The 20,456-nt window shown below is 56.1% G+C and carries 16 protein-coding genes and 1 riboswitch; of the genes, 9 read left to right on the forward strand and 7 right to left on the reverse strand.

The features are described from left to right. Window positions 1-34 precede the first annotated feature (34 nt). Window positions 35-1,012 (reverse strand): elongation factor P--(R)-beta-lysine ligase, encoded by a 978-nt coding sequence (epmA, locus tag OB87_RS07730; RefSeq protein ID WP_033568874.1) that lies wholly within the window; start codon window positions 1,010-1,012, stop codon window positions 35-37. Between the two features lie 737 nt (window positions 1,013-1,749). Between epmA and frdA the strand changes: the two genes are divergently transcribed. The 5 genes from frdA (at window position 1,750) to blc (ending at window position 5,704) form a co-directional block, all read left to right on the forward strand. Next, the gene (frdA, locus tag OB87_RS07735) at window positions 1,750-3,546 is read left to right on the forward strand and encodes a fumarate reductase (quinol) flavoprotein subunit (RefSeq protein ID WP_033568875.1); all 1,797 of its coding nucleotides are present in this window, start codon (window positions 1,750-1,752) and stop codon (window positions 3,544-3,546) included. Then, window positions 3,539-4,273: a succinate dehydrogenase/fumarate reductase iron-sulfur subunit gene (locus OB87_RS07740; protein ID WP_033568876.1), complete on the forward strand. Its 735-nt coding sequence runs from the start codon at window positions 3,539-3,541 to the stop codon at window positions 4,271-4,273. The genes frdA and OB87_RS07740 overlap by 8 nt, the downstream gene beginning before the upstream one ends. A 12-nt stretch (window positions 4,274-4,285) precedes the next feature. Further along, window positions 4,286-4,681: a fumarate reductase subunit FrdC gene (gene frdC / locus OB87_RS07745; protein WP_033568877.1), complete on the forward strand. Its 396-nt coding sequence runs from the start codon at window positions 4,286-4,288 to the stop codon at window positions 4,679-4,681. Window positions 4,682-4,695: 14 nt separating this feature from the next. Beyond that, entirely contained in the window at window positions 4,696-5,052 is a 357-nt protein-coding gene (gene frdD / locus OB87_RS07750; RefSeq protein ID WP_033568878.1) for a fumarate reductase subunit FrdD, read from the forward strand. A gap of 112 nt (window positions 5,053-5,164) precedes the next feature. Then, entirely contained in the window at window positions 5,165-5,704 is a 540-nt protein-coding gene (gene blc / locus OB87_RS07755) for an outer membrane lipoprotein Blc (RefSeq protein WP_033568879.1), read from the forward strand. Window positions 5,705-5,866: 162 nt separating this feature from the next. Here the strand turns inward: blc and OB87_RS07760 are convergent, their stop codons facing one another. Both OB87_RS07760 and efp read right to left on the reverse strand, forming a co-directional pair. Next, complete coding sequence (locus OB87_RS07760; protein WP_012886310.1) at window positions 5,867-6,220, reverse strand: DMT family protein; 354 nt, start codon at window positions 6,218-6,220, stop codon at window positions 5,867-5,869. 155 nt (window positions 6,221-6,375) lie between these two features. Beyond that, a complete protein-coding gene (efp, locus tag OB87_RS07765; RefSeq protein WP_012768149.1) occupies window positions 6,376-6,942 on the reverse strand; it encodes an elongation factor P in 567 nt (188 codons plus the stop codon). A gap of 39 nt (window positions 6,943-6,981) precedes the next feature. On the opposite strand from efp, the gene epmB reads away from it, so the two are divergent. Then, window positions 6,982-8,025, forward strand: coding sequence for an EF-P beta-lysylation protein EpmB (gene epmB / locus OB87_RS07770; protein WP_033568880.1), 1,044 nt, complete (start codon window positions 6,982-6,984; stop codon window positions 8,023-8,025). A gap of 39 nt (window positions 8,026-8,064) precedes the next feature. Here the strand turns inward: epmB and OB87_RS07775 are convergent, their stop codons facing one another. Both OB87_RS07775 and pgi read right to left on the reverse strand, forming a co-directional pair. Further along, window positions 8,065-8,409, reverse strand: a complete 345-nt coding sequence (locus tag OB87_RS07775) for a DUF4156 domain-containing protein (protein ID WP_033568881.1) — start codon at window positions 8,407-8,409, stop codon at window positions 8,065-8,067. A 242-nt stretch (window positions 8,410-8,651) separates the two neighbouring features. After that, window positions 8,652-10,301 (reverse strand): glucose-6-phosphate isomerase, encoded by a 1,650-nt coding sequence (gene pgi / locus OB87_RS07780; protein ID WP_033568882.1) that lies wholly within the window; start codon window positions 10,299-10,301, stop codon window positions 8,652-8,654. Between the two features lie 206 nt (window positions 10,302-10,507). Then, window positions 10,508-10,705: riboswitch (Lysine riboswitch) on the forward strand. A gap of 116 nt (window positions 10,706-10,821) precedes the next feature. On the opposite strand from pgi, the gene lysC reads away from it, so the two are divergent. Then, a complete protein-coding gene (gene lysC, locus OB87_RS07785; protein WP_033568883.1) occupies window positions 10,822-12,186 on the forward strand; it encodes a lysine-sensitive aspartokinase 3 in 1,365 nt (454 codons plus the stop codon). A gap of 80 nt (window positions 12,187-12,266) precedes the next feature. On the opposite strand, the gene OB87_RS07790 is transcribed toward lysC, so the two are convergent. Further along, the gene (locus tag OB87_RS07790) at window positions 12,267-13,913 is read right to left on the reverse strand and encodes a Na/Pi cotransporter family protein (protein ID WP_033568884.1); all 1,647 of its coding nucleotides are present in this window, start codon (window positions 13,911-13,913) and stop codon (window positions 12,267-12,269) included. 337 nt (window positions 13,914-14,250) lie between these two features. Here OB87_RS07790 and OB87_RS07795 point away from each other — a divergent pair, with 337 nt between their 5' ends. Next, the gene (locus OB87_RS07795; RefSeq protein ID WP_033568885.1) at window positions 14,251-15,705 is read left to right on the forward strand and encodes a DASS family sodium-coupled anion symporter; all 1,455 of its coding nucleotides are present in this window, start codon (window positions 14,251-14,253) and stop codon (window positions 15,703-15,705) included. Window positions 15,706-15,776: 71 nt separating this feature from the next. Here the strand turns inward: OB87_RS07795 and metH are convergent, their stop codons facing one another. Then, entirely contained in the window at window positions 15,777-19,460 is a 3,684-nt protein-coding gene (gene metH, locus OB87_RS07800) for a methionine synthase (RefSeq protein ID WP_033568886.1), read from the reverse strand. Between the two features lie 163 nt (window positions 19,461-19,623). On the opposite strand from metH, the gene iclR reads away from it, so the two are divergent. Then, window positions 19,624-20,454 carry a glyoxylate bypass operon transcriptional repressor IclR gene (iclR, locus tag OB87_RS07805; protein ID WP_033568887.1) on the forward strand — a complete coding sequence of 277 codons (831 nt, stop codon included), beginning with the start codon at window positions 19,624-19,626 and terminating at the stop codon, window positions 20,452-20,454. The last annotated feature ends 2 nt before the right edge of the window (window positions 20,455-20,456 follow it).

A 20,456-nucleotide genomic window follows, 5' to 3' on the forward strand; every position in this document is an offset into this window, starting at 1 on the left:
TTTCAGTCAGACAAATAATAAAGGAAAAGCAGCCTCAGGCGCGATCCACCGTAAACGCCATCACCTCGCCGATAGACTCGGCATTCAGCGCCATCATCACCAGACGATCAACACCCAGCGCCACGCCGGAACACGGTGGGATACCCGCCGCCAAAGCTGCCAGCAGGTTTTCATCAATCGGTTGTACCGGCAACCCACGCGCGGCGCGCTTGCGGTTATCCTGCTCGAAGCGTTGACGCTGCTCTTTGCTGTCGGTCAGCTCGCAAAAACCGTTAGCCAGTTCGATGCCTTTGTAATAGACCTCGAAACGCTCCGCCACCCGGTGATCCTCGGTGCTGATTTCAGCCAGCGCTGCCTGCGTTGCCGGGAAATGGTAGACAAACGCCGGTTTGTCGCGGCCGATTTGCGGTTCCACACCAAACGCGAACAACAGTTGCAACAGGGTGTCGCGGTCTTCTTCCCGGTTGGCGACATCCCCCACACCGATTTTTTCCGCCGCTTCACGTAGCTGCGCCTTGTCTGCCGACAACGGGTCCACTTCCAGATGACGCTGGAACGCCTGCTGATAGGACAGCATCTCCGCGCTATCGCACTCCAGCACCTGTTGCAGCAGGTCGTCCATTTCGTTCATCAACCGGTACATATCATAGTGCGGGCGATACCACTCCAGCATGGTGAACTCGGGGTTATGGTGACGGCCAGACTCTTCGTTGCGGAAACTGCGGCATAATTGATAAATCGGCCCACTCCCCGCCGCCAGCAGGCGTTTCATGTGGTATTCCGGACTGGTCATCAGATACAGCGTCATGCCATCGGCGGCACCGGGGCCGACAAAGTGGGTCTGGAACGGGAACAAATGTACATCCGTCACCGTTGCCTGGCTCATGGCTGGCGTTTCCACTTCCAGCACGCCACGGTCCGAGAAGAAACGCCGGATTTCTTTCATTATCGACGCCCGCTTCAACAGATTGGCGACAGGGGCACTGGGTTGCCAACTGGCCGTTTCGCTCATGATTTCCACTCCACACTCAAACTGGAGGTGCAGTCTACCCGCATCACCACAGCCAGACAAATTTATCCCGCTAAGGGTTTCCCTCTATTCGCTGACCTGTTGGCTTACCTGAACCCATAATTATCAAACATCGCCTAATTCCAATGCCCGGAGATTCACTCCTTACTCGCTCCACGCATCACAATTATTGCCGGTATGAAAGGACTCCTGGCGGTTAAATCACATTTACTAAAATATGTATATACCCTAAATAATTCGAGCTGCGGGACAAAACGTATTGCGTTTTGAACAACGCGAAGCGTTGGCCCTTCAGGGCAAGGTTCATTTAAGCCTTGTAACGCGGCAATCGAGTGACAAATTCGTCGGGAACGAATTTGACCAGCCAACGGCTGGCCTCTGGTGAGAGACAGGATATCTCTCATTTCATCCCCAGGAGCTTACATAAGTAAGTGACTGGGGTGAACGAGGACAGCCAACATACCTGCAATTGAAGTATGACGGGTATAATTATTAAAAAACTGCAAAATGCTGGATCACATCAAATTTCAGTCATCTACAAATCGCTATAATCATTTCCATACAAAAAAGAGTGATTTAATCTCTCTGTATAGGTTGGCCGGATATTTTTTCACTCGATTTAATATGTTGGAAATTAAAACGGGAAATAAGTGATTAAGTTGGACTTCATATTATTTTCTTAATTTAATTTATTTAACTTAAGTAATTGGAGGCATACAGTGCAAACCTTTAATGCCGATTTGGCTATTATCGGGGCCGGGGGAGCTGGTTTACGGGCAGCGATTGCCGCTGCAGAAGCAAATCCCCAACTCAAGATTGCGCTGATTTCCAAAGTCTACCCGATGCGTAGCCACACCGTGGCTGCTGAAGGGGGATCGGCGGCGGTCACACAAGATCACGATAGCTTTGACTTTCACTTCCACGACACCGTGGCTGGGGGAGACTGGTTATGTGAACAGGACGTAGTGGATCATTTCGTGCAGCATTGCCCGCGTGAAATGACCCAGCTTGAACAGTGGGGCTGCCCGTGGAGCCGTAAGCCGGATGGCTCGGTCAACGTGCGTCGTTTCGGTGGGATGAAGATCGAACGCACCTGGTTCGCCGCAGATAAAACCGGCTTCCACATGTTGCACACCTTATTCCAAACCTCTCTGAAATACCCACAGATTCAGCGTTTCGACGAGCATTTCGTATTAGATATACTGGTGGATGACGGACATGCCCGTGGGGTCGTTGCCATCAACATGATGGAAGGGTCGCTGATTCAGATTCGCGCCAACGCTATCGTGATGGCTACCGGCGGAGCCGGGCGCGTCTATCGCTACAACACCAACGGCGGTATCGTGACCGGCGACGGCATGGGTATGGCCTTCCGTCACGGCGTACCGCTGCGTGACATGGAATTCGTACAGTACCACCCTACCGGTCTGCCAGGCTCCGGTATTCTGATGACCGAAGGCTGCCGTGGCGAAGGCGGCATCATGGTCAACAAAGACGGTTACCGCTACCTGCAAGATTATGGCCTCGGGCCGGAAACGCCGCTGGGCGAGCCGAAAAACAAATACATGGAGTTGGGTCCGCGCGACAAAGTTTCGCAGGCCTTCTGGCACGAATGGCGCGCCGGACGCACCGTATCCACCCCGCTGGGCGACGTGGTCTACCTCGACCTGCGTCATCTGGGCGAGAAGAAACTGAAAGAGCGCCTGCCGTTCATTTGCGAACTGGCGAAAGCTTACGTCGGCGTCGACCCGGTGAAAGAGCCAATTCCGATTCGCCCCACCGCACACTACACCATGGGCGGCATCGAAACCGACCAGCAGTGTGAAACCCGTATTCAGGGTCTGTTCGCCGTCGGCGAATGTTCGTCCGTCGGTCTGCACGGCGCCAACCGCCTCGGCTCCAACTCACTGGCGGAACTGGTGGTATTCGGCCGCGTCGCCGGTGAAAAAGCGGTGGAACGCTCACAAGCAGCAGCACCGGCTAACGCCAGCGCGCTGGATGCACAAGCCAAAGACGTGGAACAGCGCCTGCACGCGTTGATGAAGCAGGAAGGCACCGAGAGCTGGGCTAAAATCCGCGACGAAATGGGGCTGTCGATGGAAGAAGGCTGCGGCATCTACCGCACCACCGACCTGATGCAGAAAACCGTCGACAAGCTGGCGGAACTGAAAGAACGCTTCAAACGCGTGAAAATCACCGACCATTCCAGCGTGTTCAACACCGACCTGCTCTACACCATCGAACTGGGCCACAGCCTGGACGTTGCCGAGTGTATGGCGCATTCCGCCATCAACCGTAAAGAGTCTCGCGGCGCGCACCAACGCCTGGATGAAGGCTGCACCGAACGTGACGATGTTAACTTCCTGAAGCATACACTGGCGTTTTATAACCCGGAAGGCGCGCCTCGCCTGGAATACAGCGATGTGAAGATCACCAAGCTGCCACCGGCGAAACGCGTTTACGGTGCCGAAGCGGAAGCTCAGGAGAAAAACAAGAAGGAGCAAGCGAATGGCTGATATGCAAACCCTGAAAATGGAAGTCATGCGCTATAACCCGGAGCAGGATAACGCCCCGCACTTCGAGACTTATGAAGTGCCGTATACCCGCGAAACCTCGCTGTTGGACGCGCTGGGCTACATCAAAGATAACCTGGCACCGGACCTGTCCTACCGCTGGTCCTGCCGTATGGCGATTTGCGGCTCCTGCGGCATGATGGTTAACAACGTACCGAAGCTGGCCTGTAAAACCTTCCTGCGTGAGTACACCGATGGCATGAAGGTCGAAGCACTGGGTAACTTCCCGATCGAACGCGATCTGGTGGTGGACATGACCCACTTCATCGAAAGTCTGGAAGCGATCAAGCCGTACATTATCGGCAACAACCGCACACCGGATCAGGGGCCGAACAAGCAGACACCGGCTCAGATGGCGAAATACCACCAGTTCTCCGGCTGCATCAACTGTGGGCTGTGCTACGCCGCCTGTCCGCAGTTCGGCCTGAATCCGGAGTTCATCGGTCCCGCTGCCATCACGCTGGCGCATCGCTATAACCTGGACAATCGTGACCACGGTAAGAAAGAGCGTATGGCGCAACTGAACAGCGACAACGGCGTCTGGTCCTGTACTTTCGTGGGTTACTGCTCCGAAGTGTGTCCGAAGCACGTCGATCCAGCGGCAGCTATCCAGCAAGGCAAAGTGGAAAGCGCCAAAGACTTCATGATCGCCATGCTTAGACCACAATAAGGGAGGCAATAAATGATCACCAAACGTAAAGCGTATGTCCGTGGCATGACGCCCACCTGGTGGCAGAAGCTCGGTTTCTACCGTTTCTATATGCTGCGTGAAGGCACGGCAGTCCCCGCTGTCTGGTTCAGCATTGTGCTGCTGCACGGTGTATTTTCGCTCAAAGCGGGCCCGGAAGGCTGGAGTCAGTTTGTCAGCTTCCTGCAAAACCCATTGGTACTGTTGCTCAATATCATCGCCTTGCTGGCGGCGGTGTTGCACACCAAGACCTGGTTTGACCTGGCACCGAAGGCAAGCATCATCATCGTGAAAGATGAAAAGATGGGGCCGGAGCCGCTAATCAAAGGGCTGTGGGCCGCCACTGTGGTCGTCACGCTGGCAGTGCTGGGCATCGCCTTGCTGTTCTGAACAGGAGAAATCTCGTGATTAATCAACAACCCAAACGTTCCGATGAACCGCCGTTCTGGGGCCTGTTCGGCGCAGGCGGTATGTGGAGCGCCATCTTCGCGCCGGTTATTATCTTGCTGGTGGGTGTGCTGTTGCCACTCGGCCTGTTCCCGCAGGCGCTGACCTACGATCGTATCGCTGCGTTCAGCCACAGCCTGATTGGCCGTGCATTCCTGCTGCTGATGATCGTGCTGCCACTGTGGCTCAGCCTGCACCGTATTCATCACGCCATGCATGACCTGAAAATCCACGTACCGGCGGGTAAATGGGTGTTCTACGGTCTGGCTGCGATCCTGTCGGTCGTCACGCTTATTGGTGTAGTGACGCTGTAAAATCGCTACGTCCCGCTGTATCACGGCCTGCACTTGCAGGCCGTTTTTTATTGCATCTTCACTGCCCGCTTCCTACCTTTAACCCGAGATAAACCAACACAGGAAGCCGCAAATGAAGCATTGGCGCGTATTGCTAACCTCATTGTTCACCCTGTTCACGACGGCCTGCAGCACCACTCCGCCGCAGGGCATTCAGGTTGTGGATAATTTTGAACCTTCCCGTTATATGGGAACCTGGTATGAAATCGCCCGACTGGACAACCGTTTCGAACGTGGTCTGGAGCAGGTTACCGCAACCTACAGCCCACGAGAGGACGGCGGCATTACGGTGATTAACCGTGGCTTCGACCCGGTTAAACGGGTCTGGCGCGAAAGCATCGGCAAGGGTTACTTCACCGGTTCGCCGCAACGCGCTGCACTGAAAGTATCGTTCTTCGGCCCGTTTTATGGTGGCTATAATGTCATAGCACTGGATAACGACTATCGCTATGCCTTGGTATGCGGTCCAAACCGCGGTTATCTGTGGATTTTGTCCCGCACGCCTGACATCCATCCGCTCGTCCGGCAAGCGCTGTTGGCAACTGCACAACGTAATGGATTCCAAACGGATCATTTAGTCTGGGCGACCCCATTGACTCAGCCAGGGAAATAATCAGGCTGACTACAACAATGTATGAAATAACTACAACAACGCATGGAATAAATAAAACAGCGTTTTGATATTGTTATTTTCTGCAATAAAAGCCGACTCGCCTGGCTTATTTCAGCCAATAAGCGTGTCGGCTATTTTTACACAAAATCGTCACACGATAGGTCAGCCCATAATTTTATCGCGGAACATAAAGAATACCGCACCCAGCAGACACAGCCCGGCCCAAATATAATCGGTACGGAATGGCTCTTTGAGAATAACTATCGAAAAGGGAATAAAGACAGACAGGCTGATCACTTCCTGCAAAATTTTCAGTTGCCCGGCAGACGCCACCTGATAACCGATACGGTTGGCAGGCACCTGCAACAGGTATTCAAACAATGCGATCCCCCAACTGACCAGCGCCGCCACCATCCAGGTACGCCCGCTAAAATAGCGAAGATGTCCATACCAGGCAAAGGTCATGAATACATTGCTGAGGGTCAGCATGAAAACCGTAATAATCAATGGGGACATAGCACTCTCCTTAACCAAGACGCGGCATTATTACGTCAGGCAGCACAAAATACCATCAGGCAGCGTTCGGCGTGTGTGAGAGAATTTTTCAGGCGGGATATCAAAAGCAAAGCAACGCGTAAACCACCCAATGGGCAGTTTACGCGCCGGGAAGATTACTTCACGCGGGAGACGTATTCGCCGGAGCGAGTGTCAACCTTGATCACTTCACCAATCTGTACGAACAACGGTACTTTTACCACAGCACCGGTGGACAGCGTAGCCGGTTTACCACCCGTACCAGCGGTATCGCCTTTCAGGCCCGGATCGGTTTCGGTGATTTCAGCTTCGATAAAGTTCGGTGGCTGAACAGCGATCGGCCGACCGTCCCACAGGGTAACGATACATTCGGCGTTATCCTGCAACCACTTAGCAGAATCACCCACAGTTTTTGCTTCAACCTGATGCTGTTCAAAGGTTTCAGGGTGCATGAAATGGAAGAACTCACCGTCGTTGTACAGGTAGTTCATGTTGGTATCCATTACATCCGCGCCTTCAGCCGAGTCGGTAGACTTGAAGGTTTTCTCAACGCGGGAACCCGTCAACAGACGGCGCATTTTGACGCGAGCAAAAGCCTGGCCTTTACCCGGTTTCACAAATTCACTGGATTCGATGGCATACGGCTCGCCCTCGAACATGATTTTAAGACCGGAGCGGAAATCGTTGCTAAAATAAGTCGCCATAATGGCCCTCTACATTAATACTGGTACTTAGCCAAAAAAATGGCACACATTGTAACCCTAAATATACCTTCCCGAGAAGATTGGTTGCAGCAACTCACCGACGTTATTACTGATCCTGATGAATTGCTGCGACTTCTGGCACTGGATAACCATCCACAGCTGACTGCCGGGCGCGATGCCCGCAAACTGTTCCCACTGCGCGTGCCGCGTGCATTTGCCGCACGAATGCGGCCCGGTGACGCGTGCGACCCGCTGTTATTGCAGGTGTTGACCGCGCAGGAGGAGTTCATCTCCACCCCCGGATTCAGCCACGACCCGTTGGACGAACAGCACAGCGTCGTTCCGGGATTACTGCATAAATACCACAACCGTGCCCTGCTGCTGGTGAAAGGTGGGTGTGCGGTCAACTGCCGCTACTGTTTCCGTCGCCATTTCCCCTACCAGGATAATCAGGGCAATAAGGCCAACTGGCGTCAGGCGCTGGAATATATTCGCCAGCACCCGCAACTGGACGAAATCATCTTTTCCGGCGGCGACCCGCTGATGGCCAAGGATCACGAGCTGGACTGGCTGCTGACGGAGCTGGAACAGATTCCCCACCTGAAACGGTTGCGCATCCACACCCGCCTGCCGGTGGTGATTCCGGCGCGCATCACCCACGAACTCTGCCAGCGGCTGGCGCGCTCGTCGCTACGCGTGGTACTGGTGACCCACATCAACCACGCCAACGAAATCGACGCGGAATTCACTGACAGTATGGCATGTCTGCGTCGTGCTGGCGTAACGCTGCTCAACCAAAGCGTACTGCTGCGCGGTGTCAACGATAGCGCCAGCACGCTGGCGGCGCTCAGCAACGCGTTGTTCGACGCCGGTATTCTGCCTTATTACCTGCACGTGCTGGACAAAGTGCAGGGCGCGGCGCACTTTTTGGTGCCGGATGACGAAGCGCGAACCTTGATCAGGGAATTGATGACGCGGGTATCAGGCTATCTGGTGCCAAGCCTGACACGGGAAATTGGCGGCGAAGCCAGTAAGACGCTACTGGATATCGGTATGCCGCAGCAACAGGAAAATCAGGACTGAAACGCCGCCAGCGTCACGCGATGCTGGCGGCTTTCAACATCAAGGGCACTTATAAACCTGACCCTGCATCTTGCTGTCCAGCGGCGCAAAGCTGGACAGGAACGTCTGGCTCGGCGTCGTTGCGCCGTAAATCACGTTGCCCCCCATCTCTGCTGCCTTATTACGCAGGTCGTTCGCGGCACCACGCATGGAGCTGCCTTCATTGCCGCCGCCCGACAACCAGGTAGATTGCGTGCCAGTAATGTTGCCCAACAGCTGGCATTGCGCCGCCGGTTTACTGTCAGTAAAACGCACCGCCTGACCGGCAGCACTGAGTTCGTTGGTGGTGCTGCATCCCGCCAGCAAGGCGACAGCAGCCAATCCCATCAGAATACGAGTCCGCATGCTTCTCTCCGTGATAGTCGATACACTGGCCGAAGCCGGGCTACCCCGACCCGACAATCAAAAATTTATGCCAAAACAGGCTCATGTTACCACCATCGGGGTGGCAATTACCGGATAAACGACAGCAATTTCTGTCGTCATGACTGCGATCACGCCCTCACAAACTAACAGGCCCCTGAATCGGGGCCTGGGTTATCACTCGATGGTTATCGCGCAACCGCCATGACGCACTGGCGTCGTCATTATGCACGCCACTGTTTGAAGCGATTAATCAGCCCGTTGGTAGAGCTGTCGTGGCTGCTGACGGCGCTGTCATCTTGCAGTTCCGGCAGGATACGGTTAGCCAGCTGTTTGCCCAGCTCCACACCCCACTGGTCGAAAGTGAAGATGTTCAGGACTGCACCCTGGGTGAAGATCTTGTGCTCGTAAAGCGCAATCAGCGCCCCCAGGCTGAACGGGGTGATTTCCCGCAGCAGGATGGAGTTGGTCGGACGATTGCCTTCAAACACTTTGAACGGTGCCACGTGTTCGACGTCTTTGGCAGATTTACCGGCCGCCGCAAACTCCGCTTCCACCACCTCGCGGGATTTGCCGAACGCCAACGCTTCGGTCTGAGCGAAGAAGTTCGACAACAGCTTGTTGTGGTGGTCACTCAGTGCGTTATGGGTGAGCGCTGGCGCGATGAAATCGCACGGAACCAGCTTGGTGCCCTGATGGATCAACTGGTAGAACGCGTGCTGACCGTTGGTGCCCGGCTCACCCCAGATGATCGGCCCGGTCTGGTAATCCACCGCATTGCCGTTGCGATCAACGTACTTGCCGTTGGACTCCATGTTGCCCTGCTGGAAGTAGGCCGCAAAGCGATGCATGTACTGATCGTAAGGCAGAATCGCTTCAGTTTCCGCACCAAAAAAGTTGTTGTACCAGATGCCGATCAGCGCCAGCAGTACCGGCAGGTTTTTCTCGGCCGGGGTGGTGGCGAAATGCTGGTCCATCGCGTGCGCGCCGCTCAACAGCTGTTCGAAGTTGTCGAAGCCGATCGACAGCACAATCGACAAACCGATAGCGGACCACAGCGAGTAACGGCCGCCAACCCAGTCCCAGAATTCGAACATGTTGTCGGTGTCGATACCGAATTCGCCGACGGCGTTGGCGTTGGTGGACAGCGCCGCGAAGTGCCTGGCGACATGTTTTACATCACCGGCCGCCTTCAGGAACCAGTCACGCGCGCTGTGGGCGTTGGTCATGGTTTCCTGCGTGGTGAACGTCTTGGAGGCCACCAGGAACAGCGTGGTTTCTGGGTTAAGGCATTTGAGCGTTTCGGCGATGTGGGTGCCGTCGACGTTGGAAACGAAGTGCATATTGAGGTGATTTTTATACGGGCGCAACGCCTCGGTCACCATGAACGGCCCCAGGTCAGACCCGCCGATACCGATGTTCACCACATCAGTAATCGCCTTGCCGGTATAGCCTTTCCACTCACCGCCAATGACCCGCTCGCTGAACTGCTTCATCTTTTGCAGCACAGCGTTCACTTCTGGCATCACATCCTTCCCGTCAACCACGATCGGCGTATTGCTGCGGTTGCGCAACGCGACATGCAATACGGCGCGCGCTTCGGTGCGGTTGATCTTCTCGCCGGAAAACATCGACTTGATGGCAGCAGACAGCTCGGTTTCACGCGCCAGCGCTTGCAGTTTTTCCAGTGTCTCAGCGGTGATGCGGTTCTTGGAGTAATCCACCAGCATCAGGTCGCCGAACGTGGCGGAAAAGTGAGAGAAACGCTCGGGATCCTGCGCGAACAGATCGCTAATCTGCACCGTTTTCATCGCAGCAAAATGCTGCTGCAATGCCTGCCAGGCGGCAGTCTGCGTCGGGTTGATATTTTTCATCACACTACTCTTCGGTTTGAGAACAAGTCGGTTTAAAAACAAGTCGGTCGCCGGGCGGGAAATCCTGCCCGCTTTTTCCCGATTGTATCCCTTAACGCCGTGCGGGGAAGCCCTTTTCTTGCGAAATGCCGAGCCCCGGTCCAATGTTGATTGACAGCCGCCGCGTTACCCGCTATTTGTAAAAGCCTACTTGCGCACCCGTTGCGCAAGCCAGAAGAGGAGCGCCGCCCAGGCAAGGTATCGGAGGAACCGTATCCGATGAAGATACCAGAGGGGGAGCGGTGCCGAGGCAGACGTAACCTACGGTGTTTACGCTGTCGACCGCAGGGGCTGAATCCCCTGGGTTGTCACCCGCATCGCTCCGCAAGGCGGAACGATAAGCAAGGTGGAGCGCTTCTGGGTGTGCCGTAGCCAGTTCCTACGCTTGCCCCCTGCTTACCGCTCTTCCCTTGTGCCAAGGCTTAACGATGGAATGCTGTTGTCGAGACGACAATGACGCCCCTGACACGAGGTTTTTTGAATGTCTGCTAACACTGATAACTCACTGATTATCGCCAAATTTGGCGGCACCAGCGTCGCTGATTTCGACGCCATGAACCGCAGCGCCGATGTCGTGCTGTCTGACGCACAGGTCCGGGTGGTGGTGCTGTCCGCTTCCGCCGGGGTCACCAATCTGCTGGTAGCTCTGGCAGAAGGGTTACCTCCGGAGGCACGCGCGGCGCAACTAGAAAAACTGCGCCAGATTCAATACGCCATCCTCAACCGTCTCAACCAACCTGCCGTCATCCGGGAAGAAATCGACCGCATGTTGGATAACGTCACCCGCCTGTCGGAAGCGGCAGCACTGGCAACCTCCAACGCGCTGACCGACGAACTGGTCAGCCACGGTGAGCTGATGTCCACGTTGTTGTTTGTGGAGATTCTGCGCGAACGCAACATCGCCGCCGAATGGTTCGACGTGCGTAAAATCATGCGTACCAACGACCGTTTCGGCCGCGCCGAACCGGACTGCGACGCACTGGGCGAACTGACCCGCAGCCAGCTTGCACCACGTCTGGCGCAAGGTCTGGTCATCACCCAGGGCTTCATCGGCAGCGAAGCCAAAGGCCGCACCACCACGCTGGGCCGCGGCGGCAGCGACTACACCGCGGCACTGCTGGGTGAAGCGCTGAATGTCAGCCGTATCGACATCTGGACCGATGTTCCCGGCATTTATACCACCGACCCACGTGTGGTGCCGTCCGCACAGCGCATCGACCAGATTACCTTTGAAGAAGCCGCCGAAATGGCGACCTTCGGGGCCAAGGTGCTGCACCCGGCTACTTTGTTGCCTGCTGTACGCAGCGATATTCCGGTGTTCGTTGGCTCCAGCAAAGACCCAGCAGCCGGTGGCACGTTAGTGTGCAACAAAACCGACAATCCGCCGCTGTTTCGTGCGCTGGCGCTGCGCCGCAAACAAACGTTGCTGACCTTACACAGCCTCAACATGCTGCACGCACGCGGTTTCCTGGCCGAGGTGTTTAGTATTCTGGCCCGCCACAATATCTCGGTAGACCTGATCACCACCTCTGAAGTTAACGTGGCGCTGACGCTGGACACCACCGGCTCGACCTCCACCGGCGACAGCCTGCTGTCCAGCGCATTGCTGACGGAACTGTCCTCACTGTGTCGGGTTGAAGTGGAAGAAAACATGTCGCTGGTGGCGTTGATCGGCAACAAGCTGTCGCAAGCCTGCGGCGTCGGCAAAGAGGTGTTCGGGGTGCTGGAACCCTTCAACATCCGCCTCATCTGCTACGGTGCCAGCAGCCATAACTTGTGCTTCCTGGTCCCTTCCAGCGATGCCGAACAGGTCGTCCAGACGCTGCACCACAATCTGTTTGAATAAGCACTCAGCATCATCGCAACAAAAAAACCGAAATCCGTTTAGGGTTTCGGTTTTTTTATCTCAGTCGCCATATCACTGTATTACGCCGACGCAGAGGATTCTTCCCGCCCTTCGTCCTCTTCTTCCGTCACCATCAAGACGTTATAGGCGACCGCACAAAACAACGAATTCAGCCGGTTCATATCCCCCAGCAACCCAAGGTGCAGTGAACTGGTTTCCAGACTTTGCACATTTTGCTGATGCAGCCTGTCAACATGCGCATGGGAGTAACGCCGGTTCAGAATACGGAAGCGGTGCTTGGCACGGCGCAGACGCTTGGCGCTGGTCACATCTGACGACAGGAATACTGACATTCCCAGCCGCAGGTTACTCATCAATAGTTCATAGAGCGTATTGAGTTCATCCCGGCCAGCGGTCGAAAAACCACGCAGCCCATCGGGTGCATACGCGTCCAAATCGCAAATCACTCGCTCGATAATATCCCCAGCCTGCTCCAGGCTGAGCGCCATCTCAATGACCTCGGCCCAGCGCTGGGAATCACGCTCATGCAACCCGGCCTTTTCAATCCGCGCCAGATAGAGCTTGATAGCGTTGTAGAGCACGTCCACATCATCATCCAGTTTACGAATCTCTCGCACCTGCTGACGTTCACCCTGTAACGAGTCCTGAAACATTTTCAGCATCTGTTCAATGACGTCACCAATACGCAGCGTTTCACGCGCGGCGTTAGCCAGCGCCAGCGTTGGTGTATCCAGCGCACTGGCATCCAGATGCCGGGGTCGTAACCGTGGATCGAGTTCGGGTTCAACCCGCACCAAATTACCGCACAACTCCGCCATCCGTCCGGCAAATGGCAACAGCAGCAGACAACGCACCAGGTTATAAAACAGGTGGAAATAAATCACCCGTTCCTCATCTGGCAACGGCACCGCCTCCATCCACGTCGTCAGGTAACCGATCGCAGGCAACGCCGGTAAACAGCCAATCAGTTTAAAGAACATACTTCCCAGCGCCACCTGCCGTGCGGCCGGGCCTTGCGGGCTGGCATTCGCCAGTGCCAGGATACCGCTGCCCAGATTGGCGCCAACCACCAGACACAACGCCACATCCAGAGAAATCACATGGCTGGCAGTCAGGGTAGCGGTCAGCAGCACCGCCGCCAGGCTGGAATAGCTCACAATGGCGAAGACCGCGCCAACCAACGCATCCAGCATCACGTCGCCCGTCAGAGAGGAAAACAACACCTTGACCCCAGCAGTCTGGGTGATCGGCGTCGCCGACTCTACAATCAACTCCAGCGCCAGCAGAACCAGCCCCAGACCAATGGCTATCCGCCCATGTTGTCCGGCGCGGGTTTGCTTGCAACTGAGGAAAAAGATAACCCCGAGGAAAATCAGTAATGGAGACAACCAGGAGAGGTCAAACGTCAACAACCGCACCATCAGCGCGGTGCCGACGTCCGCACCCAGAATAATCACCAGAGCCGGGGTCAGTGCAATCAACCCCTGCGAGACAAAAGAGATCGTGAGCAACGTGGTGGCATTACTGCTCTGTACCAGCGCGGTCACGCCAATACCGGCAAGAAAGGCCAGCGGTTTGCGGCTCACGCTATCGCTGATCGTTCGCCGCAGACGGGTGCCATACACCCGCATAATTCCAGTACGAACAATATGCGTCCCCCAGACCAGTAGCGCGATGGCGGACAATAAATGCAGCAACGTCAACACGGAACTGGACCTCCCTTTAATCAAAACTCAAACAATCAAAAAATAGCTTTGTAAATAAATAGTTATTCAAAAAATAGTTGGGGAAAAAGTACCACTCCCGCTCACAAAACGGGTGTGAGCCTCATTTGCGCCCGGCCTTAACCCTGACATCTTATCCGTTCTTGAGCCGGGCAGCGGATGTAAATGAGCGTAATTTTTCTAAAATCACGGCCTAAATCAATAACCAGGTGTATTTACCCCCACGCGTCACATTTCTGGCGCTATGCTTCTTCCATCAGCCGCCTCGCCTGATACCAGCGATGGCATCCTCTTCAGACCTAAGCTTAAGGATAGACGGATGAAGACTAAAACCGCATATGGCCTGAACTGGCTGGCACTACTCATCATAATGATTGTAGCTGCCTTTTTCTGGCAATTGACGCCCCCTGCTGGGCTAAAACCCGCCGCCTGGCATTCCGCCGTACTGTTTGTTGCCACGATTATCAGCATTGTGGCAAACGTGCTGCCGATCGGTGCCATCGGTATCATCAGCATCACGCTGTTCGCGCTGACTTACGCCGCCGGAGACACCAGCGCCAGCGCCTCCATCCAGACCGCGCTGAGCGACCTTAACAGTTCGCTGATCTGGTTGATCGTCGTAGCATTCATGATTGCCCGCGGTTTTATCAAAACCGGGTTGGGCCGTCGCATCGCTTTGCAAATGATCCGTCTGCTGGGTAAACGGACGCTAGGGCTGGCTTACGGTCTGGCGTTCGCCGACCTGGTGCTGTCGCCCGCCATGCCCAGCAACACCGCTCGTTGCGGTGGGGTGATTTACCCGATTGCCGATTCGCTCGCGCGCAGCTTCGACTCCAAACCGGAAGACGCTTCCCGCAGCAAGATCGGCACCTTTCTGGTGACCTGTATCGGTAACGTCAATGACGTCACCGCCGCGCTGTTCATGACCGGCTACACCGGTAACCTGTTGGCGGTAAAACTGGCCTCCAACGCCGGTATTACCATCACCTGGGGCAGTTGGTTTGTCGCCGCGGTCGTGCCTTGTGTGATTTCTTTGCTGCTGGTGCCGCTGTGCGTTTATGTGCTGGCGAAACCAGAAATCCGTCATACGCCGGACGCGCCAAAGCTGGCGGTCACCGAACTGGAAAAAATGGGGCGCATGTCGCGTGGCGAGTGGTTGATGGCAGCCACCGTAGTCATTCTGCTGGTGTTGTGGATTTTCGGTGATCTGCTGGGCGTCGATGCTACCACCGCCTCTTTTGTCGGCCTCTCCTTCCTGCTGCTGACCGGTGTATTAAGCTGGGAAGATATCAAGAGCGAGAAAGGCGCATGGGATACGCTGATCTGGTTCGCCGCGCTGCTCATGATGGCTAACCAGTTGAAGAAACTGGGCTTCACGACCTGGTTTGGCGACCTGATCGGCAGCAGCATCGGTCACCTGATGCAGGACACCAGTTGGGTGCTGGTGTTGCTGTTGCTCAACGCCGCCTACTTCTACACCCACTACTTCTTTGCCAGTGGTAATGCCCAAATCGCGGCGTTGTACGCGGTGTTCCTCGGCGTGGGTATTAACCTGCATATCCCGGCAGCACCGATGGCGATGATGCTGGCGTTCACCAGCAGCCTGTACTGCTCACTGACTCAGTACACTCATGCCCGCGGTCCGATTCTGTTCGGTGCCGGTTACGTCCCCACCGCGGTCTGGTGGCGCACCGGCTTTGTCATCAGCCTGATCAATCAGGCGATATTCATGACCGTTGGTCTGTTGTGGTGGAAGGTGATCGGGCTTTACTAAGAAGCCTATTGAGCATCAAAAAACACAGGCCGGGGTAACCCGGCCTGTGTTTTCTTGTCGAACCGACTTAATCAATCCGCATCATACCCCAGATTTGGTGCCAGCCAGCGCTCCACCTCGTCGATCGGCAACGATTTACGAGCGGCGTAGTCTTCCACCTGATCACGCTGAATTTGCGCCACGGCGAAATACTTGCTGTCCGGGTGGCTGAAGTACCAGCCGGACACCGACGCGCCCGGCCACATGGCGTAGGACTCGGTGAGTTTCATGCCAACGGTATTGTCCACGTCCAGCAGTTGCCAGATGGTCGCTTTTTCGGTGTGGTCCGGACAGGCTGGGTAACCCGGTGCCGGGCGAATGCCCTGATAGTTCTCGCGGATCAGCTCGTCATTGCCGAGGTTCTCGTTCGGCGCATAGCCCCAGTGGACCTTGCGCACCCGCTCGTGCAGGTATTCGGCGAAGGCTTCCGCCAGCCGGTCCGCCAGCGCTTTGAGCATGATCTTGTTGTAGTCGTCGTGCTGCGCTTCCCACTGTGCCGCCAGCTCGTCTTCCTCCAGCCCGCCGGTCACCGCGAACGCGCCGAAATAATCCGGCTTGCCGCTGGTTTTCGGCGCGACAAAATCCGCCAGACAGTAGTTGGGAAAATCGGTCTTTTCGGTTTGCTGACGCAGATGATGGCTGACGGTCAGCACCTCGGTACGACGTTCGTCGGTATAGATTTCGATGTCATCGCCCACCCGGTTGGCCGGGAACAGCCCCACCACCCCGCGCGGGTTCAAGGTGCCGCTGGCCGACAGGGTATCCAGCATGGCGTTGGCGTCGGCAAACAGGCGTTTGGCTTCCTCGCCCACCACCTCGTCTTCCAGAATGTTGGGGTATTTGCCCGCCAGCGACCAGGTCATAAAGAACGGCGTCCAGTCGATGTAGTGACGCAATGTCTCGATGCTGGCGGAAACCGGTTGTACGCCGAGGCGATGCGCCACCGGCGGCGTATAGCTATCCCAGTCGATCGGCATGGCGTTGTCGCGCGCCACGCCCAGCGCCACCGGCGGCGTGCGTGGTTTTTTGCGACCATGCTGGATGCGCACCGTTTCGTATTCTTTGCGGATACGCGCCACAAAGTCACCGCGCTGGCTGTCCGACAATAGCGCCGACACCACGCCCACCGAGCGTGACGCATTCTGTACGTAGACCGTTGGGCCGCTGTAGTTCTGTTCGATCTTCACCGCGGTGTGCGCCTTGGACGTGGTGGCACCGCCGATCAGCAACGGCAGCGTAAAGCCCTGGCGCTCCATCTCTTTGGCGACGTTGACCATTTCATCCAGCGACGGGGTAATCAGCCCCGACAGGCCGATGATATCGACGTTCTCCTCGCGCGCAGTCTTGAGGATTTTATCGGTCGGCACCATCACGCCTAAATCGATAATTTCGTAGTTGTTGCACTGCAACACCACACCGACGATGTTCTTGCCGATGTCGTGTACGTCGCCTTTTACCGTCGCCAGCAAGATCTTACCGGCGCTGGAACCCTGTTCTTTGCTGGCCTGAATGAACGGTTCCAGATAGGCCACCGCCTGCTTCATCACTCGCGCCGACTTCACCACCTGCGGCAGGAACATTTTGCCAGCGCCGAACAGATCACCGACCACGTTCATGCCGTCCATCAACGGCCCTTCGATCACTTCGATAGGGCGAGTCGACTGCGCCCGCGCTTCTTCGGTGTCTTGCTCGATAAACTCGGTGATGCCTTTGACCAGCGCGTATTCCAGCCGTTTTCTCACCGGCCAGCCACGCCACTCGGCCTCACTTTTGTTGCTGTCGTCATCAGATTTGCTGCCGCGGTATTTCTCGGCAATTGCCAGCAGCCGTTCGGTGCCGTCGTCGCGCCGGTTGAGAACCACGTCTTCTACTGCGTCACGCAGCTCAGCGGGTAGATCATCGTAAATAGCCAACTGACCGGCGTTGACGATGCCCATGTCCATGCCGTTGCGGATGGCGTAATACAGAAACACGGCGTGAATTGCCTCGCGCACCGGCTCGTTGCCGCGAAACGAGAACGACACGTTGGACACGCCGCCGGAAATCAGCGCGTGCGGCAGTTGGGCTTTGATATCGGCGCACGCCTCGATAAAGTCCACCGCATAGTTGTTGTGCTCATCAATGCCAGTAGCGACGGCAAAAATGTTCGGGTCGAAAATGATATCTTCCGGCGGGAAACCGACTTCTTCGGTCAGGATCTGGTAGGCGCGGCGGCAAATCTCAATCTTACGTGCACGGGTATCCGCCTGCCCCACTTCGTCAAACGCCATCACCACCACAGCAGCACCGTAACGGCGCACCAGCCGGGCGTGATGTACAAAGGCCTCCACACCTTCTTTCATCGAAATCGAGTTGACGATGCCTTTGCCCTGAATGCACTTCAACCCAGCTTCCACCACGTCCCACTTGGAGGAGTCGATCATGATCGGCACCCTGGCGATATCCGGCTCACCGGCGATCAGGTTGAGGAAACGCACCATCGCCGCCTCGGCATTGAGCATCCCTTCATCCATGTTGATGTCGATGACCTGTGCGCCGCTTTCCACCTGCTGGCGTGCCACGTCCAGTGCTTCGTTGTACTTCTCTTCTTTGATCAGACGCTTGAATTTAGCGGAGCCGGTGACGTTAGTACGCTCGCCGACGTTAACAAACAGCGTGTCGTCGCCAATGTTCAACGGCTCCAGCCCAGACAGGCGGCAGGCTACCGGTAGCGTTGGCAGTGCACGCGGCGCTACGCCGTCAACGGCCTTCACCATCGCAGCGATATGCTCAGGCGTGGTGCCACAGCACCCGCCGATGATATTCAGGAAACCAGACTGCGCCCACTCGCCAATCTGGCGCGCCATTTCATCCGCATCCAGATCGTATTCACCAAAGGCGTTCGGCAGCCCGGCGTTGGGGTGCGCGGTGACATAACATTCAGCAATGCGAGACAGCTCTGCTACATACTGGCGCAGTTCGTCCGGCCCTAATGCACAGTTAAGACCGAACGACAGCGGTCTGGCGTGGCGCAGCGAGTTGTAAAACGCTTCGGTAGTCTGGCCGGACAGAGTTCGGCCGGAGGCATCGGTAATGGTGCCGGAGAGCATCACCGGCAGCGTGATACCCAGCGCCTCGAATTCAGTTTCCACCGCAAAAATGGCGGCCTTGGCGTTCAGGGTATCGAAAATGGTTTCGATCAGGATGATATCAACGCCGCCCTCCACCAGCGCGCGGGTCGATTCACGATACGCTTCCACCAGTTGGTCAAAGCTGACATTACGGTACGCCGGGTCGTTGACGTCCGGTGAGATCGACGCGGTGCGGTTGGTCGGCCCCAGCACCCCGGCGACATAGCGTGGGCGCTCCGGTGTACGAGCAGTCCACTCGTCGGCGCAGGCGCGCGCCAGGCGTGCAGCAACGGTATTGATTTCCGCCGACAGCGCTTCCATCTCGTAGTCAGCCATGGCAATGCGGGTAGCGTTAAAGGTGTTGGTTTCCAGAATATCCGCGCCCGCTGCCAGATAGTCATGATGAATAGCGGTGATAACATCCGGTTTACTCAGCACCAGCAGGTCGTTATTGCCTTTCAGGTCGCACTGCCAGTCAGCAAAACGTTCGCCACGATAATCTTCTTCCTGCAAGCGGTAACTCTGGATCATGGTTCCCATCCCGCCGTCCAGAATCATAATGCGTTGCGCCAGTTGCTGCTGTAATGCCTGTAACCGATTTGCCATCATTTTATTCTCGTTATCACCCTCATCTGTCGAACTCTTATCCTAGCACAACCACCTGCCGTGCCAGCGCAGTACGCGGTTGATAAAACCGCCTGACAAGACGGTTGCATTCTGCGCTAAAAAAACGAAAATCGATTCCATGATATGAAAAAGGAAATCGACGATGACGCCACCCGAACCTGCCAAACGCGGCAAAAAACCTCGCGCTGCCTCTGCCAGCCCCGCTCAACCAGCCGGACAGGTGCAATCGTTGACCCGCGGGCTGACACTGCTGGGATACATCGCCAAGGCTAACGGTAGCATCGCGCTGACCGATCTGGCCCAACAGGTGGGTCTGCCCAACTCAACAACCCATCGGTTGTTGACCACCATGCAACAACAAGGGTTTGTGCGCCAGGTTGGCGATTTGGGGCTGTGGACCATCGGCACCCAGGCGTTTATCGTCGGCAGCAGTTTTCTGCAAAGCCGCAATTTGCTCACGCTGGTCCATCCAATGCTGCGACAATTGATGGAAGATTCCGGAGAGACGGTGAACCTGGCGGTGTTGGATCAGAGTGACTATCAGGCCATTATTATCGACCAGGTGCAGTGTACCGCGCTGATGCGCATGTCCGCGCCGATCGGCGGCAAACTGCCGATGCACGCATCCGGTGCTGGCAAGGCGTTCCTCGCCATGTTGCCGGACGATAAAATCACCCAGTTGCTGCACCGCAAAGGGTTACACAGCTACACCCCGCACACCCTCAGCGCCCAGACCCTGAAGGAAAACCTGACCAACATTCGTCGGCAAGGCTACGCACTGGACGATGAGGAACACGCGCTGGGCCTGCGCTGCGTCGCCGCCTGCATTCTCGATGAACACCACGAGGCATTTGCCGCTATCTCCATTTCCGGGCCAATATCCCGCATCACTGATGATCGCATCACCGAACTGGGTGCACTGGTGATCAAGGCGGCGAAAGACATCACCTATCAGTACGGCGGCGCGCGCTGACC

The sequence above is a fragment of the Dickeya undicola genome, from assembly GCF_000784735.1.
Taxonomy (GTDB): Bacteria; Pseudomonadota; Gammaproteobacteria; order Enterobacterales; family Enterobacteriaceae; genus Dickeya; species Dickeya undicola.